This window comes from Ruegeria sp. CDSB086, from assembly GCF_059611065.1.
Map to the genome: position 1 here is coordinate 532,234 of NZ_JBXWOV010000001.1, position 16,920 is coordinate 549,153.

The window sequence follows — 16,920 nt, forward strand, 5'->3', positions numbered from 1 at the left end:
GCACAAAAGGCGAGCGGTGGTGTCAAAGTAAAGTGACATAGTGGGGTGGATTAATGGCGCCGATTGAAAGCTTGGAACGGTGAAATTTTCAAAAATGGGCGGGAAGCTGCCGTTCACCGCGCGAATTAAGCCCTATTTCTCGCATTGCGAGCGCGGACACTCAGGCTTGAATTTCCCGACCAACTAAAAACGGTGCGGTTTCGGCCCATTTTTCATCAATAACCCAAGATGCGTTCAAGTTTCGCGCGATCAACTTTGGAGGCGTGACGCTTGTCCATGGGGATTTTGTCAATTGAAATCACCTTGGGGACACCAAAGCCAAGCGCACAACTACTCCAAGCCTCAACTTGACCAGGTAACCCTTGAACGCAAAGAGCCGGGCCTTCATTCGTATTTATTAGTGCGCAGTGTTCTACACCCGACCATTGCCTTGCCGCGACTTCGATTGCGAAGGGAAAAAGTGAACCCGAGTGCACTTCAATTTCGGACCCCATCCGCCCCCACAACCACAATCGTCCGAGTTCGTCCAATGTGCCAGCATCACCGGTTCGGTGCCAAATGACGCCACCTTCTTTAATTTTGTTATCCGCTGATTGGGCCGGATCAAGATAACCGTTGTTCACATGCGCCCCAGCGACCTGAATTTCATTGTCGCAAATACGGAGCGTGATCTCAGGCACTGGATATCCGACGAGAAGCCCATCGCCACCGGACATCCGACGGTAATCCTCCTCCGAGATGTCCCTGACGTCGAGATGGGCAATCGGTTCAGCCTCGGTCGATCCGTAGACGCAAACAACCGAAAGCTTGTACCGGTCTCTCAACGTCTCCACCAGGTCCGGAAACACCGGGCCACCGCCCGTGAACACCGTGTGCAACGGACCGGTGTCGCCGGATTGGGCAAGTTTTTCACACAGCGACGGCGGGATGAGGGTTCGGGTGATTTGCTGCACATGGATCCAGCTGTCCAACTGTTCCGGCGACAAGCGGTCCAGCTTGCTCAACTTCCAGTTCGGGAGAACACTTGTGCGCCCAGCCACCAGATTGATCAGTGTGAACACCGGAAAGGCCACCAGATCGCGCTCGGCATTGTTGCTGGCGAGGAGGGGCGCGATGGCATCGTGCTGCGCCATCAGAAATGCATGCGAGCGGGGAATGGCTTTCGGCTGGCCCGTCGTCCCGGAGGTGAAAGAAATAAGGGCGATATCCTCCGGTCGAACCTCATGGACCACCGGATCGCAGCGACTTTCCCCCGGCTTCAGCAGAGGTAGGGACCAAAGGTTCGGAATCAGAAATTTTAGCAAAGAATACGCGCCCGCTGCACAGAACGCTTTTGGATTCGTGGTCCGGGCGGCATGACGCAGACCGGCCAACCCCATGGCCGGTTCCGGCAAGACAACAGTGGCGCCAAGGGACCATAGGGCGGCTAGACTTGCATAAAGGTCCGCATCGACAGGCATGGCCAAAAGAACACGATCACCTGTTTGGATACCCTTGTCCTGCCACCTACCTGCCAAGTGCTGAACCCGCGTGTGCAGGGTTTGAAAACTAATCTGGCGGCCCTTGCCGTCCACTATTGCGGTCCTGTCCGGAAAACGTTCAACCGCAGCCGAAAAATGGGCGAGCAGGTCAGCCATTCAGCTTCCGCCCAAGCAGGGAATATCGCCGGAAAATCGTTGAACCTTCCGCGGCACTGCGGTCGGCCGAGCTGTTGTCATCATGGATCAGCGCATGAATGGCGGTGTCGTACCCCATGCTGAATGCCGTCTTGTGGAACCTGTGTGCCAGATGCCGCCCGGCGCCGGGTTCGAGACTTGCATAGGTCTTAAGGATTGCGGATGTCGGATCGGGGCCTTCGGCAAAGTTGGGAATGCCGAACAGAAACCCGGCTAATGACCCGTCGCGGCGGCGCGCAAACAGGATCAACTCGCGCTTCATCATTGGCACAACCGGCATATACATGGCCAGAAAATCCGCCTCGGATATCGGCTTGTAGAATGCGTTCTTTGAGAATGCTCGGGTTGAAAGTTCGAATACCTGGCGGAACAGGGCCTCGGGATCTGCTCCATCCCACTCTTCCACCACGAACCCTTCGGTTTCCGGCGGTGCCGACCGGGCGGCGGCCTGCAGTGGGACTCGGGCCGAGAAGTACCGGCTGATCTCTGTAAATCCTGCCGACCGGAACACCTTGGGCTCATGAGGTTTATTGGTGGGTTCCATCAGGAACGGAGCAGACCCGTCGCTGCGCGAGACAAACCGGTAACTGTGCCAGGTATCGCCAGACATCGGCCCGATGATCCGGTCGAGGCCCGCGTCTATGACCAGCAGCGTCCCCTTTTGCAGGATTTCGGCGCCGGCCTCGGGGGTTTTGCAGGAAAAATCACCGAAGGTTGCGGCGGGAACGCCGTCCCAGTTTGGGCCGTTCAGATACACGGTCAGCTTAGCATCAGCCGTTTTGATGGTCTCTTTGGTCATGAAACCACTCCGGCAAAGAACCGCGCTCCAAGCGATCCAGCAACGACCCAAACATAGGAGAGCAAGGGCAGGGCGAGGGCCAACAGCGTCAACCTAAGAACCCGGTCTTTTCCGAACCAGTGTGGCCGGGCCAATGGAACCGCAACTGTGCACAGCAGTGAGAGCAGGGTCAGAGCCGTCAACGGCTCAGCCCAGTTCGACTGTTCAGAATTCTGGGAAACAGCCCAAGTCCGAATTATGAACAGGAAAGCCGCAGCAAACGGTATCGCAATAGGATTGGCACACAGCGCCACAGCAGTGAGCCCCATAGCCAACCCCATCGCACTGAGCCCAAAAAAAGAAATCGCATCCCATCCCGTTGCATTTCCTGCCGCAAGCCAACCGAATCCCAAAAACCCTAAGGCGGCTACGATATCCAGATCGGGGTACTTACTGTCACAAGGAGAAGCGGTGCGCGCCCAGCCATGTGCGGCAAGAACCATAATCGGCAGTACTGTGTTCTGCAGTTTAGCGGCCGCAAGCAGCAAAAAAACCGCGACAACATACACACGGGTCGTATGCTTGGTCAGGCCCAGCTTGGTTCCCACCACGCCGAAACTGGCAAGGGCGGCAAAAAACATGGCAGCCAACAGGGCGAGCTCTGCCAAAGAGCTGTGATAGTGGCCGTTCAGAAAAATTAGCAAGCCAAGCGGCAGGAACAAGTTATCAAACCCCCGCCAACTTTGCGCCTCGACCAATGTGCCAAAGGCCGCAACCATAAGACACAACATCATGACGTTAGATGGCGGGAGTTTCGACAAGAATAAGAAGCAGATGATCGCAACCAATAGCGTTACGACAAAAAACACCACTGACCCTTCTAAGCTCTTGTCGCCATCTTCCACCACGTAGCGTTTGGTTCCATACGCGGTCCCGGCAAGCGCCGCGGCGGCATCTGCGAGTGTCAGAACTGCGATTGGCAGCAAGTAGAACAACGTGTTTTCGCCCGCCAGCAAGAAGCAAAGCCCAACGGATAAGGCGAGTAGAAAGTCTCCGTAGGATGTGCGTTCCACCCCGTGTAGGGTCGCGCCAAGACCCGATGAAAAACGCGGTAGGCGCAGCACAAGCATCACCAGCATTGTGGCTGCGATCAGCATGTAAACCGGCCAGCGATCGGGAAAGAGCCAGGGCAGTAGCAACGCAAAGAGGCCCGTACTGACATGCATCAGCTTGCGCTGCACTTCGGCGCTCAAGCCCGCCGTGTTGGCCAGATTTCGGATGACCATCATTACTCCGACAAGAGCCAATACGGACCCCGCCGCCAGCAGAACCTGCCCAGGAACGGTCACGGCTGCACCTCTTCAACGACGAAATCCGAATAGAAGAATGCCATGTCACGGGCTTTCTGCTGCGTTTCGATATCGGTCAGGGTGTCTATCTGATCCCTGTATTCCGGCGGAACCCGCCGGGGTGCCATCATGTTCCAATAGACCAGTCGGGCGTGTGGCTCTGCGGCGGTTAGGATGGCACCGTAAACCTGTCGGAAGGTTTCGAGCGACATGTACTCGAAAATGTCGGAAAGGTTGAACCCGCTGGCTTTCTCACCGGCCGACACAAAAGCCTCCAGCGACCCGAGGCGGATGTCCAAACGATCCAGCCGGGATCGGATGGTCTCATAATGTTCGGGACGCCATGCCAATGGTAGCGCGTCACCGTGGTCGCCCTTGAGTATCCAATGCAGATAGGGATTTTGCGAGGGATCGGTGGCGACCCCCGCATGACGGATGCGGCGGGCGACATGTTGGGCCGGGCTGCCTTCGACATGATCGAAAAATGCGCTGTCCCGGCCCATGCGCCCCATGACGAAGCGAGAAAAGAAGATGTTCAGCAGAAGACGCCAACGGAATGTGTTGAACCGCGTGTCGAAAAAGGTTTTCCGTGCTTCTGGGCTGCGTGGAGTGAACACTTCGTCGATGGTTCGGCGTGAATGCACCAGCGGCAAAAGCCGGGTCCGAAAGACGCGAAAATAGCGTTCAAATTTGCCGACGCCCCCAATACCGTATTTTTCGACCTCCGGAGTCAGAGCCTCCCAGAAGGCGCGCGTGTCGGCATCTGTGGCATCCAAAACCCGGCCCAGCAATGCATCCCGTCGGGTACTTGGACGCGAGCCAGTAAGCTCGATGAATTCGGAATGAGTCAGCCGCTGATAGGCCGCGATTCTGAGTTTGAGGCAGGCGATCTGCGCCGGTGACAGGTCCAGAACCACGACGCGCGAGGGATCGAGTGTCAGCATCGCCAGCGCATTGTCACCGGCCGAGCAGATGGACACCAATGTCTTACCCGTACAGTCGCCCAGTGCAGAAGTCAGGACATCTGCGTCCTCCCACAGTTGGGCATAGCGGATATGGTCGAAATCCGCTTTTTGTGCAATCTCACTGCTACTCATCGCACCGCTCCACCGCGCCGATTGCCCCGTCGACCGAGATCATCTCGCCATCCTCGATCCAGTGCGTGGCGCCTTTCAGGCCAACCACGCAGGGGATACCAAGCTCGCGCGCCACAATGGCCGAATGCGACAACAACGAGCCCCGTTCGACAATGATGGCCGATGCGTTTGAGAATACGGCGATCCAGCCCGGGTCGGTGTGGCGCGCCACCAGAATGTCTCCGGGGTCCAGGGCCTCAGTGCGTGGATCGCGGATCACACGCGCACGCGCCTTGACCTGTCCTGCAGAACAGCCCGTGCCGTGCTTCACTCGTGCCGTGTCCACCTCGAGTTCCACGCATTCGGACCAGATCGGCGCGATGGCGGGACCACGGATTTCGATGCGTTCCGGCGGGTCGGGGCGTCGGGATGAGGCTTCATCCTCTTGTTTGCGCCGCGCAACGATGCCTTTCAGATCAGGTGACAGGCTATAGCCTTCGACTGCTCCGAGAACCTCATGTGTTGTCAGGAAAAACACATCCTTTGGTGATGAAAGCAGATCGTGGGCGGCGAATTCCCGGCCGATACCCAAAAACACACGCCGAGCATAACCAAAGATTCGCGTGCGTTCAAAACGCAGGTTTTCGCGGTCGCGCACACGAGCCTTGGTCCAGCCCAGGATCCATTTGGCCGACTGCCGTTTGAGGGCGTTTGTCGGAAACAACGCTTGCCAATCCGGCTCGGCTCCTTCCTGACGCCCGGGCGGGGGGCGCTCCGCGCTGGCTGCAATGGCCAGCAAAAGGCTGGTCGGATTGTCGCGCAGCGGAACGCTTTCCAACTTGAGCTCTTCGGTGCACCGGTCGCCGAATTTTTCAAGATACGCATCAACCTCGGCTTCGATTTGCCGGTTCCCGGACAAAACCGACAGCTGCGCGTTGGCCTTCAAAGTTGTGGCAAGACCTGCCTCCCGAACCAGCTTTCCTATTTGGGCAATGCGCTGAGCGGGTTCTGCCGAAACGATATCGCCTTGCCCGATCATGAGGTCATTGTGCAGGGTCAATCCGTCCTCACCCAGCCACTTTTGCAGCAGGTTGCGCGAGCCGCCAAAGGCAATCATGCATAGAAAATCGTTGATCAGTGGGGCGTCCCAACGATCCAGCAAGGTGCTTTCGATGCGCCGGTACTCGGCCGCCAGCTCGGTAGCGTTGGAGGTGTTCACATCCAGCCCCGCCTGCAATATGTCGTTCAGCCTGTGATAAAAATTGCGCCGGGTCTGCGGCAGCCGGACAGCCTGCCAGATCAGACCGCCCGCAACCTTGGCGAGTTTCGCGTATTCCACGACCCTGATCCAACCAGTGGTGGGGGGCGGAGCAAGAGCATCCGTGACCTCACGCGGCATCGGTTCAGAAACGCCCATCATCGTTTCCATATAGTCGCGGTTCTGTGAAAACCCGGGCAACAGTGCCAGCGCGCGATACCAGTTGATCAGATTGTAATAGGCACGCCCATCCACCCGCCCCAGCAAATTGTCAAACACAGTTGGGTTCCGGGCAACCGTGTGCCGCGACACGCCCAACAGCCCGACGAAAGCGCGATACACCTGAGAATACACATGCAGAGCAAAAGAATAGGTCAGCGGGCTGACGATGCCCGGATAGCTTTCGACGATATTGGAGTTGTCAAAAATAGTAAGTGTCTGGTCTTCGAGCGGCACAGGACGTAAGGCCGTGGTGATCGGTCGAGCCTGCAAAATATGTAGCCCTTGCGCATCAATGGCCCATTCGATGTCCTGAGGTGATCCAAACAGAGCTTCGGCCTTTTGGGCAAGGGCCGCGATGGATTGCGCCTCGTTCACGGTCAAATGTGTTGGGGTGTCTGGTGCGCTTTCCGGTGTGCCATCCGCACCGATGATCCAGTCCTCTCCGTCCGCTTCACCTGACACAAGCTGGTCTGCAAGGCCTTCAATGGCCGAGATCACGACCACATTGCGCCGACCACTGACCGGATCGGCGGAAAAGGCGACACCGGCCGTCTTTGCATCGACCATGCATTGTACGATGATCGCAGGAGCCTCGGCTTGGCCGCCGGATTTGACCGCCCGGTAGGTTTCGACCGTTGCCGAGAAACCGGATTGCCACACCTGCTTGGCCGCTGCGATCACACTCTTGCCAGGAACGTTCAGGACAGACTCGAACTGTCCCGCGTGACTGTGATCCACGCCATCTTCGGACCGGCCAGAGCTGCGCACCGCGTAAGGCCCGGGCCCAAGCGTTTTAAGTGCGCAGGTCACAGCCGATCGCAGGCCCTTTTTCGCGATGGGCCCGGACTGCCCCATGCGAAATGCGTCATTAGTGATGACAAAGAACTCGGGTGGGGAAAAACCGTGCTGCGTCAGATGCGACAGTACCGCCGCTTTGCCTCCGACAACCGAGACATCGTTGGCATCCTTTTGGGCGACGATGAAAGTCATACAGCGGCTCCGAACAAGAAGGGCAGGAAACCAGCCGTGGCATAGCAAAAAAACACCCAAAGGCCGGAAACAGTGTCCATCCTGTTCTGGGCTTTCTCAGTTGGTGACTGACTATAGCGGAACGCGGCAGCCCCGCAGGGAACCAGCGCCAGCGCGCCGATCAGGGCACTTGGCCAGCCAACGCCTGTGGCGCTGCCCGTGCCGACAAGAAGCGCGTAGGACAGCAGGACGCAGCCGATCCAGATACGCCCGGCCGGACGCGGACCCCATAGGGCGGAATAGGTGTCGACACCGGTAATCTCGTTTTCAGGAGCCCACAGTTTGCGCCCGATCTCAAGGACGCAGCCATTCACAAAGGACAACGCCAGGAACAGCCACAGAGAGGGTGCCGCACCGCCTGCCGGCAGCCATTCGAGACCGGTCAGCAACAGATCAATCAAGGGCATGATCGCCATATGGCTTAGCAGGTAAAAAACCGGCCGCGCCTTCAGCCAGGCCGGGACACCGAATTCGACAGTCATCGCCACGAGCCAGATCCAAACCGCGCCCAACAGCCACAAAACCGACGTGTGCCAGAACCAGGCAGCCGTAAAAGCCACTGGAATGGTCAGCAAACCCAGGCTCAGAACTTCGCCCGGTGAGACCAATCCGCGTGGGATCGGCCTTTCGGGCCGGTAGCGCCGGTCGTCTTCGGCGTCCTTGAACTCGTCACAGACCCGCATCTGGAAGAACAACGCCATGGCCAGTACAAAGCCGACGGCAAAGGCGGGCCATTCGGGTAGGGGGCGGTCTGCCAGACGGGCGGACACGCAGATACTGGCCGAGGAAAACACCAGCAGCAGAGGGACGGTTTTCTTCAGCGGAAAACGCTCGGATTGATAAATCCAGAATCGGTTCTGAATGCTCATCTGTGGCGGGCCAGACTTTCATGGGCGCGGGTAAAATGGCCTGCAGCAATCGCGGCGACGATGGAGATTTCACCGCACAGGCACGTGGCCGCGGCCACTTCAGCTAAAGCTGTCCCACTCCCGCTGCCCCGTAAGCCGAGTATGTTCAGCGCTGCTGCCTGGCTGGGCAATCCAGTGCCCCCGCCGACCGAGCCAACCAGAATGTTAGGAAGCGTCACCGAGCAGAAAAGATCGTCGCCCCTAGGTTCCATTCGCGTGACTCCCATTGCGCTTTCGGCAACGCAGGCCGCGTCCTGTCCGGTTGCAATGTAGAATGCCGCCAGCCCGTTGGCATAGTGCGCCTGCGCCCCAAATTGGCCGGACAAAAGCGCCCCCAGATTGGCGACACGGCCATAGTCAAGCATCGCCTCGACCGTCGTTCCAAGCGTCTTTTTGACAACCTCAGCCGGAAGCGTGACCGAGGCGCTGACCTTACGCCCGCGCCCCGTCACCAGCCCCAGCGCCGAAGCCTTTTTATCCCCCGAAAAATTACCTTCGACATACCAGTTCTCAATCGCGACAGGGCAGCTATCCGCGATTGCGTGGCACAAGGCGTCGGTGGCGATGGTCACCATATTCTGACCCGCTGCATCACCTGTGGTGTAGCGGCAAATCAAAAAAACGACGTTTGTATCAATGAAAGGCTCCAGCGATACAAGCTTGCCATGACGGGTCGTCGCTTCGGCCGCAGATTTGAGTATGTCGACATTTGTCACAACCCAATCCACAAATTGCCCGGCCTTAAGAAGGCTCTCGAAAACAAACGCTGGTGTCCGCAGAACACCTTCGTACAAAACAGCTGTACTGACACCGCCCGACCGGGTGGCGGCATAAGCGCCACGGGCGTAAGACGCGACCAGCGCTGCCTCGGTAGTTGCAAGGGGGATATGAAAATCGCCGTTTGCGTTCATTCCGTTCAAGCGTAAGGGTCCAATGACCCCGACAGGAAGCTTAACCGTGCCGATAAAGTTCTCAATATTGGTGCCATAGGTTTCGGCAGCTTCTACCGTTTCCGGATCAGCGATTTGCGCTTGATCCTCGTCGCTGGCCGTGGGTTTCAGCTGCTCCCAAAAACGCGCGACCATCTCTTGTGTAGGCTTGCGGGACGGGCGCAGTGTTGAAAACTCGGCATTATTGGGTGCCATCTGTTTCGGTATCTGATCAGCGTCAAATCGTGCCCTGATGCGTTGAAGCATTTCCCGAACATGAAACGGAATTATCAAGAGTGCACTCCAATAGATTTTCCGCAATAAGCGATTACAATCACAATCTGATGCGTATGCAAGTTACTAATAGATCGACTAATGACCAGCCAAATTTTCTTTTATCAAGTATTTGATCCGAAAGGGTCTCGTATATGTTGCGTTTGATAGTTCTTTCTGTTCGATAAGCGTATCTATTGCCAAAACAAGCACAGATCGTGAGAGCCGAACACTCTTGCGAGCATATCAGCAAGAGCCCAAAACTTGGATGTAATCCATTCAAAAGTTTAGCTGCTTGAAGTGTTGATAGAGAGACAAATAGGATTTGCTGCCGCCCTGCGTAATATAGGAATGATCGAATGTCCGGTGTGGCCGAATAGAGGCTGCAGGAAGAAGCTCGCTCACCTGTGCAGATATATTTGCTGAAACTGAAAAAAGCTGATTTGGTATTTCTGAACACAGACCCCTCTGTTGTTTGACGAAAAGAACACCGATAGTGAGTGATGCTTCGCACCGTTGACCAGGGTATGTGGCGGTCTTGGGATAGTGGCGGAGAGACAGGGATTCGAACCCTGGGTGGGCTTGCACCCACAACGGTTTTCGAGACCGCCCCGTTCGACCACTCCGGCACCTCTCCGCGGGGGTCTGTGAGGGGGGGATTTAGTGAGGAACGCGCGGGGGTGCAAGCAGAAAATTCCTGAAAATGACAAAGGCGGGATTTTCCGTTGCCTGACGCGGTATTTCCCCTAGGCTCATAGGTATGACATATCCTTTACGCCAAACTATCCTGCCGCTATTCGCCGCCGTTCTGTTCGTGATTTCCGGGTCGCAGCAAGCATTTGCTGCCGGACGGGATCGGATCGAAGCCTTTTTGACAACAACCGGGTTCGACGTTGCACTTGAAAGCATCGCTCTGGCCTCGGCCTCAGCCCCGCAAATGTTGGGGATCGATCCTGATGGGTTTGGGTCCGACTGGACACGCCTGACCGAAGAGGTCTTTGATACCAAGGAAATGCGCGAAACAGCCGTGTCTATTCTGGAACAAACGTTGAGCGATGAAGCTCTGACCCATGCGGTCGAGTTTTATGCATCCGATCTTGGGCAACGGCTGGTCGAGTCCGAGAATGCATCGCACATGGTTGAAGATGACGATGCCAAGCAACTTGAAGGGCAGAAAATCGTCTCGGACCTGATCAAGGGTGGATCGAAACGGGTCGAAAATCTGAAACGCATGAACAATGCAATTGATTCCAGCGGGACGGCATTGCGTGCGCTGCAGGAAATTCAGGTGCGCTTTTTGCTCGCTGCCAGCGCCTCGGGGGTGATCGACTTGCAACTGGGCGCGGATGAGCTGCGTCAGATGATGAAGCGCAATGAGACCGGCATGCGTCAGGCTTTGCAGCTGTCCGCACTTGCCGGGGCAGCCTATACCTATCAGGACTTCTCGGATTCTGAGGTCGTCGCCTATGCTGAGGCTTTGGAGCAGCCTTTGATGCAAGAAGTCTATGAGCTGCTGAATGCCATTCAATACGAAATCATGGCCATGAGGTTTGAAGATCTGGCCGCGCGTATGGCGGAACTACATCCGGCCCAGGATATCTGATGCGCCTGATCGCTGCTTGTTTCGCCGTGTTTCTGTCAGCCATGCCACTGGCAGCGTCCGAGCGGGTTGAACGCCTCATGCTGGCACTTCAATTGGAGCAGGTCGTCGATATCCTGCGCGACGAAGGTTTGGCACAGGCGAAAGACCTGAACGACACATTTCTGGGTGGTGACGGCGGGCCGTTTTTTGATGATCAGGTGGACGAAATTTATGATCCACAGTGGATGCAGGAGCAAATTTCAGGGATTTTTGAGGTCAGCCTGACAGCCAGCCAGATGGATCGCGCCATCCTGTTCTTTGAAAGTGATGTCGGGCAAACCGTTATAACTCTGGAAAACTCGGCCAGAAGGGCCTTCGCGGATGAAACCATCAAGGACATGGCGCGTGAAAATTATCTGAATGGGGCAGGCGGCACCCAACTTTACGGGCTGGTCGGCGAGTATATCGAAGTCAATGACCTAATCGAAAAGAACGTACAAAGCTCGCTTAGTTCGGATTATAACTTTTTTCGCGGCCTCAGCGCGGATGCCGGAACCAGCTCTGAGGATATTCTGGCGCAGCTTTTGTCGGACAAGGACAGGCTTACCGAGGAAAACCGCATCTGGTTGTATTCCTTCCTTCTGGTGGCCTATCAACCGCTCGATGAGGCTCAGATGCGGGAGAACATTGCTTTTTCCCGAACTGAGACCGGGCGCGCCGTAAACGAGGCCTTTTTCGATGGTTTCGATAAGATGTATGACCAGATCTATTTTCAACTGGGACAGGCGGTCTCACGGGCGCTTGGCGCATCGGATCTTTGATCCTGTATTTGATGTTGACTTTGCCGATTATTCTGTGGATAAGCGCGCATCCCGGCCGGTTTTCCGCGCCGGGTGTCGTTATTATTGACCCTAGGACCTTGTCCCACGGGTCGTCACACAGCCCGAAAAGGGCGCGCTGTTCGAGGTGGCGAAAGCCAAAAACGCCCGGTCGGGGACCATAGAACGCGATTAGACAAAGGAAAGACGCATGTTTGCGGTCCTCAAGACTGGCGGCAAGCAGTACAAAGTTCAAGCGGGCGATATCCTCCGCGTTGAAAAATTGGCTGCCGACGCAGGTGAAACAGTTCAATTCAACGATGTTCTGATGCTGGGCGGCGACGCTCCGGTTGTCGGTGCACCGTTCGTCGCAGGCGCAGGCGTTCAGGCCGAAGTGATCGAACAGATCAAAGGTGACAAGGTCATCAACTTCGTAAAACGCCGTCGTAAGCACAGCTCGAAGCGTACCGTTGGCCACCGTCAGAAGCTGACTCTGGTCAAGATCACCGACATTTTGGCGTCAGGCGCCGACAAGTCGGGCATCAAAGCTGCAACCGGTTCGGCGCCGGCTGGCGAAGCTGCCCCCGTGGCAAAAAAGCCTGCCAAGAAAGCTGAAGCCAAAGCAAAGGCACCTGCCGCAGCTGCTGCCGCTGACGATCTGACTCAGTTGACTGGTGTCGGCCCCGCCGCTGCCAAGAAGCTGGCCGAAGCCGGTATCGAGAGCTTTGCCGCTCTGGCCGCCTTGTCGGACGATCAGATTGCTGCTATCGAAACGGTCAAAGTGAAACCCGAATGGGTTGAGCAGGCCAAAGATCTGGCTAAAGGCTAAGGAGAGACAGAATGGCACATAAAAAAGCTGGCGGTTCCTCCCGTAACGGTCGCGACTCAGCTGGTCGCCGCCTTGGCGTGAAACTGTATGGTGGCCAGGCCGCCATTTCAGGCAACATCATCGTGCGTCAGCGCGGCACCAAGTTCTGGCCGGGCGAAGGCGTAGGCATGGGCAAAGATCACACCATCTTTGCAACCGTGGATGGCGCCGTGAAGTTCCACAAGGGACTGAAAAACCGCACCTTTATTTCGGTCCTGCCAGTGGCGGAGGCCGCAGAGTAAGCCGAAACCCAGAAGGTTTAAGAAAATTTCATGGGGGACCGGCAGAAAGTGCCGGTCCCCTTTCTCGTTTTCAGGAGCGGTCCCATGACCGAAGTGATAAAAACAGAGCGTCTTGTCTTGCGTCGGTTTCGGCGTGAGGACTCGTCGCGTCTTGTCACTCTTCTGAACGATCTGGACGTGGTGCGCTGGTTGACGGTTGTACCGCACCCCTATGAGAACGCGCATTCGACCGAATTTGTTGACGAAATGGCTTCCGAGCATGATGCCTTTGCCATTACTCGGGAAGGGAACCTTATCGGCTGTATCTCGACCGGATCCCAGCTGGGGTATTGGGTTGCCAAAGCGTTCTGGGGGCAGGGCTATGTGACCGAAGCTTCCCGCGCGATGATTTCGAGGTTCTTTGCGGCTGATCAGCAGAAACTGACCTCGGGTTATCATGTCGGCAACGAACGGTCCAAGGCGGTCTTGTCAAAACTTGGGTTCAAACCAAATGGCCAGCATCGTGCGACGGCGCGGTCGACCAACGAAGATGTGATAATTCAGGACGTTTTGCTGCGTCGTGTGGACTGGGAGGCGATGCAATGACCGTTGCAACAACTAGTTTCCTGATCTTCGCAGCCTCTCAGGTCGGAACGCCCGGACCCGCCAATATGGTTCTGCTGGGCACAGGTGCACGCTATGGGATTCGGGCGGCTCTGCCGTTTGTGGCCGGAGTGATCCTGGGCAAACAGCTGATCATCTGGCCCGTTGGTTTTGGTCTGCTGCAACTCGCGGATCAGGCACCGATTGTCTTTTCGGTCCTGAAATACGCCTCGGCGGCGTATATCTGCTGGCTGGCCTGGAAGATCGCGAACCTGCGTCTTTCGCGCAGTGAAACCACTGGAGACGTGCCCGGTTTTTGGGCGGGGCTGATCGTTCATCCCCTTAACCCAAAGGCATGGGCCATGATCATAGCCGGTTTTACCGGGTTCGTTGCGGTTGGCACGCCCAGCTTTAACGCGACGTTCACGATCGCTCTCTGTTTATTGCTTTGCCAGGCGGTTTTACACCCAATCTGGACATTTGCCGGAGATAGAATTGCCCACGTGGTTGAAGGTCGGCCCGTAGAAAAATATCTGATGTGGACGTTAGCGAGTCTCACTGTTGCGTCCGTATTTTTTGTGTTGTTCGGAGGAGGAACGCACTCATGAAACTCGAGACAATAATAAACCAGCCGGTCCTCGAAACCGAGCGGTTCGATCTGCGCCCCTTGCGCCGGTCGGATATGGGTCTCATCGAGCATTATGCAGGCGATGAGCGCGTGGCACGTATGACCACGTCGATCCCGCATCCGCTGCCACCGGGGTCGGTCGAGGCGTTTGTGACGCGTTCGATGGCTGAAGACCGGGATGAGGACGTCTGGGCGATGGACGCCACCAAAGATGGTGGGCCGGAACTGATTGGTCTGATTTCGCTTACACGGCTGGATCGCAATCAGTCCGAAGTTGGCTATTGGGTGGCGCCTGTTTACTGGAATACAGGCGTAGCCTCACTGGCCGTTGAGATGTTGGTGAAAGCTAACCCGCTTGAAAACTCGAATTTGTTTGCCAGCGTGTTTCAGGACAATCCTGCCTCGGCCCGGGTTCTGACCCATTGTGGGTTCCAGTATCTGGGTGATGCCGAAAGTTACTCGGTGGCGCGCGATGCGAATGTGCCCACCTGGACATATAGTAAAAAACTCTGACTTGTGGCCGATGGGGCCCTTGCAGTAGGGGACAGTTATGAAATTTCTCGATCTTGCAAAGGTCTACATCCGGTCCGGGGCCGGCGGTGGCGGGTGCGTCAGCTTTCGGCGTGAAAAATACATTGAATACGGCGGTCCCGATGGCGGTGACGGCGGTAAGGGCGGGTCTGTTTGGGCCGAGGTTGTGGATGGGCTGAACACCCTGATCGACTTCCGCTATCAGCAGCATTTCTTTGCCAAGAACGGTCAACCCGGTCGTGGTCAGCAGCGCACGGGCAAGGATGGTGACGAAATCATCCTGCGCGTGCCTGTCGGAACTGAGATTCTGGACGAGGACGAAGAGACCGTCATCTGCGACCTGACAGAGGTTGGGCAGCGTGTTCTGCTGGCCAAGGGCGGCAATGGTGGCTTTGGCAACCTGCACTTCAAATCGGCAACCAATCAGGCTCCACGCCGAGCCAATCCGGGTCAGGCAGGGATCGACCGCACGATCTGGCTGCGGCTGAAGCTGATTGCGGATGTGGGTCTGCTTGGCATGCCCAATGCTGGTAAATCGACTTTTCTGGCGGCCACATCGAACGCGCGACCCAAGATTGCTGACTATCCGTTCACGACCCTGCATCCTAATCTTGGTGTTGTCGGTGTCGACAATGTGGAATTTGTCGTCGCGGATATTCCCGGCCTGATCGAAGGCGCCCATGAGGGGCGCGGGATTGGAGATCGGTTCCTTGGTCACGTGGAACGTTGTGCCGTTCTGCTGCATCTGGTCGATGGCACCTCGGAAACCGTCGCCGAGGATTACCGCACCATCATTCATGAGCTTGAAGCTTACGGCGGTGAACTGGCTGAAAAGCCCAGGATCACAGTTCTGAACAAGGTCGATGCGCTGGACGAAGAGGAACAGGCGCTGCAAAGGGCTGAGCTGGAAGAGGCTGTTGGTGGCCCCGTGATGACCATGTCTGGCGTTGCGCATCTGGGCGTGACCGAAGTGTTGCGCGCTTTGCGTGCCCAGATCGACGAAAACCGTCTGCGACAAAAACCCGTTGAGGAGACCAAGTCTTGGCAACCCTGACCGCAGCACGCCGATTGGTGGTCAAAATCGGCTCTGCCTTGCTGGTGGACCGCGATACCGGGTTGCTGAGGTCGGATTGGTTGCACTCGCTGGCCCAAGACGTGGCCTGGCTCAAAGGGCAGGGAACTGACGTCATTTTGGTCTCATCCGGCTCCATTGCATTGGGGCGCGGTGTTTTGGGCCTGCCCATGGCGGATTTGCCGTTGGAACAATCTCAGGCCGCCGCTGCTGTTGGCCAAATTCGGCTGGCCCGGGCTTATGAAGAGGCTTTGACGCCGCACACAATCACAACTGCGCAGGTTTTGGTGACGCTGGAAGACAGCGAAGACCGGCGGCGGTATCTGAACTCTCGCGCGACGCTGGAAACGCTGCTGAGCTTGGGCGTGGTTCCGATCGTCAACGAAAACGATACGGTGGCTACGGATGAGATCCGCTACGGCGACAATGACCGGTTGGCGGCGCAGATCGCGGTGACGGTTGGGGCCGATCAATTGATCCTGTTGTCAGATGTCGACGGTTTCTACACCGGGAACCCGAGTGAAGACGGAAACGCCAAGCGTTTCGATGTTATTGAGACCATCACGCCCGAGATCGAGGAAATGGCAGGCGATGCCGGTTCCGGCCTGTCCAAAGGCGGAATGAAGACCAAGCTGCTGGCCGCCAAGATGGCAACTGCTGCTGGTTGTGATATGGCGATCACCGAAGGTTCGACTTTGAACCCACTGAAATCGCTTGAAGATGGCGCTAATTGCACTTGGTTTACAGCTACGCTGGACCCACATGCCGCGCGCAAGCGCTGGATTTCGGCCATGAAACCGCGCGGTGAAATCGTAGTGGACGCAGGCGCGGCCAAAGCGTTGGGTAATGGTAAAAGCCTGCTGCCTGCTGGTATCGTTGAAGTAACGGGCGATTTCGGCCGCGGTGATCCGGTTGCGATCATGGACCACCAGTCGAGGCGTTTGGCGCAGGGCCTCAGCCGGTATACCGCGCAAGAGGCGGATGCGATCAAGGGTCGGAAGTCCTCAGAGATCGAAGCCACACTGGGCTATCCAGGCCGGGCCGTCCTGATCCATCGAGATGATTTGGCGTTGTAATGGCGCGATGATAAAACCAAATG

At 56.7% G+C, this 16,920-nt stretch carries 16 protein-coding genes and 1 tRNA gene; 9 read left to right on the top strand and 8 right to left on the bottom strand.

What is annotated here, in order from left to right; all coding sequences use genetic code 11:
• Nucleotides 1–215: 215 nt before the first annotated feature.
• From AC2FIO_RS02625 to AC2FIO_RS02660, 8 genes are all read right to left on the bottom strand, one after another.
• Nucleotides 216–1,637, bottom strand: coding sequence for an AMP-binding protein (locus AC2FIO_RS02625; protein ID WP_496695449.1), 1,422 nt, complete (start codon nt 1,635–1,637; stop codon nt 216–218).
• Nucleotides 1,630–2,475: a hypothetical protein gene (locus AC2FIO_RS02630; protein WP_496695451.1), complete on the bottom strand. Its 846-nt coding sequence runs from the start codon at nt 2,473–2,475 to the stop codon at nt 1,630–1,632. The genes AC2FIO_RS02625 and AC2FIO_RS02630 overlap by 8 nt, the downstream gene beginning before the upstream one ends.
• On the bottom strand, nt 2,472–3,803 hold the full coding sequence (locus tag AC2FIO_RS02635; RefSeq protein WP_496695453.1) for a hypothetical protein: 1,332 nt from the start codon (nt 3,801–3,803) through the stop codon (nt 2,472–2,474). The genes AC2FIO_RS02630 and AC2FIO_RS02635 overlap by 4 nt, the downstream gene beginning before the upstream one ends.
• Nucleotides 3,800–4,900, bottom strand: a complete 1,101-nt coding sequence (locus AC2FIO_RS02640) for a BtaA family protein (protein WP_496695455.1) — start codon at nt 4,898–4,900, stop codon at nt 3,800–3,802. The genes AC2FIO_RS02635 and AC2FIO_RS02640 overlap by 4 nt, the downstream gene beginning before the upstream one ends.
• Nucleotides 4,893–7,349 carry a PEP/pyruvate-binding domain-containing protein gene (locus tag AC2FIO_RS02645; protein ID WP_496695457.1) on the bottom strand — a complete coding sequence of 819 codons (2,457 nt, stop codon included), beginning with the start codon at nt 7,347–7,349 and terminating at the stop codon, nt 4,893–4,895. The genes AC2FIO_RS02640 and AC2FIO_RS02645 overlap by 8 nt, the downstream gene beginning before the upstream one ends.
• Nucleotides 7,346–8,257, bottom strand: coding sequence for a UbiA family prenyltransferase (locus AC2FIO_RS02650; RefSeq protein ID WP_496695458.1), 912 nt, complete (start codon nt 8,255–8,257; stop codon nt 7,346–7,348). The genes AC2FIO_RS02645 and AC2FIO_RS02650 overlap by 4 nt, the downstream gene beginning before the upstream one ends.
• Nucleotides 8,254–9,492 carry a hydroxymethylglutaryl-CoA reductase gene (locus tag AC2FIO_RS02655; protein WP_496695460.1) on the bottom strand — a complete coding sequence of 413 codons (1,239 nt, stop codon included), beginning with the start codon at nt 9,490–9,492 and terminating at the stop codon, nt 8,254–8,256. The genes AC2FIO_RS02650 and AC2FIO_RS02655 overlap by 4 nt, the downstream gene beginning before the upstream one ends.
• Nucleotides 9,493–10,045: 553 nt before the next feature.
• Nucleotides 10,046–10,135: transfer RNA gene (locus AC2FIO_RS02660), tRNA-Ser, on the bottom strand.
• Between the two features lie 123 nt (nt 10,136–10,258).
• On the opposite strand from AC2FIO_RS02660, the gene AC2FIO_RS02665 reads away from it, so the two are divergent.
• From AC2FIO_RS02665 to proB, 9 genes are all read left to right on the top strand, one after another.
• Entirely contained in the window at nt 10,259–11,101 is an 843-nt protein-coding gene (locus tag AC2FIO_RS02665; protein WP_496695462.1) for a DUF2059 domain-containing protein, read from the top strand.
• Nucleotides 11,101–11,901: a DUF2059 domain-containing protein gene (locus AC2FIO_RS02670; protein ID WP_496695464.1), complete on the top strand. Its 801-nt coding sequence runs from the start codon at nt 11,101–11,103 to the stop codon at nt 11,899–11,901. Before AC2FIO_RS02665 ends, AC2FIO_RS02670 begins: the two co-directional genes overlap by 1 nt.
• A gap of 208 nt (nt 11,902–12,109) precedes the next feature.
• Entirely contained in the window at nt 12,110–12,727 is a 618-nt protein-coding gene (locus AC2FIO_RS02675) for a 50S ribosomal protein L21 (protein ID WP_058271645.1), read from the top strand.
• An 11-nt stretch (nt 12,728–12,738) separates the two neighbouring features.
• A complete protein-coding gene (rpmA, locus tag AC2FIO_RS02680) occupies nt 12,739–13,008 on the top strand; it encodes a 50S ribosomal protein L27 (protein WP_058271644.1) in 270 nt (89 codons plus the stop codon).
• An 84-nt stretch (nt 13,009–13,092) separates the two neighbouring features.
• Nucleotides 13,093–13,593 carry a GNAT family N-acetyltransferase gene (locus AC2FIO_RS02685; RefSeq protein ID WP_496695466.1) on the top strand — a complete coding sequence of 167 codons (501 nt, stop codon included), beginning with the start codon at nt 13,093–13,095 and terminating at the stop codon, nt 13,591–13,593.
• The gene (locus tag AC2FIO_RS02690) at nt 13,590–14,198 is read left to right on the top strand and encodes a LysE family translocator (RefSeq protein WP_496695468.1); all 609 of its coding nucleotides are present in this window, start codon (nt 13,590–13,592) and stop codon (nt 14,196–14,198) included. The genes AC2FIO_RS02685 and AC2FIO_RS02690 overlap by 4 nt, the downstream gene beginning before the upstream one ends.
• Nucleotides 14,195–14,731, top strand: a complete 537-nt coding sequence (locus AC2FIO_RS02695; RefSeq protein WP_058277925.1) for a GNAT family N-acetyltransferase — start codon at nt 14,195–14,197, stop codon at nt 14,729–14,731. Before AC2FIO_RS02690 ends, AC2FIO_RS02695 begins: the two co-directional genes overlap by 4 nt.
• A 37-nt stretch (nt 14,732–14,768) precedes the next feature.
• Nucleotides 14,769–15,803: a GTPase ObgE gene (gene obgE, locus AC2FIO_RS02700; protein ID WP_108858609.1), complete on the top strand. Its 1,035-nt coding sequence runs from the start codon at nt 14,769–14,771 to the stop codon at nt 15,801–15,803.
• Nucleotides 15,791–16,897 carry a glutamate 5-kinase gene (proB, locus tag AC2FIO_RS02705; RefSeq protein ID WP_496695470.1) on the top strand — a complete coding sequence of 369 codons (1,107 nt, stop codon included), beginning with the start codon at nt 15,791–15,793 and terminating at the stop codon, nt 16,895–16,897. Before obgE ends, proB begins: the two co-directional genes overlap by 13 nt.
• Nucleotides 16,898–16,920 lie beyond the last annotated feature (23 nt).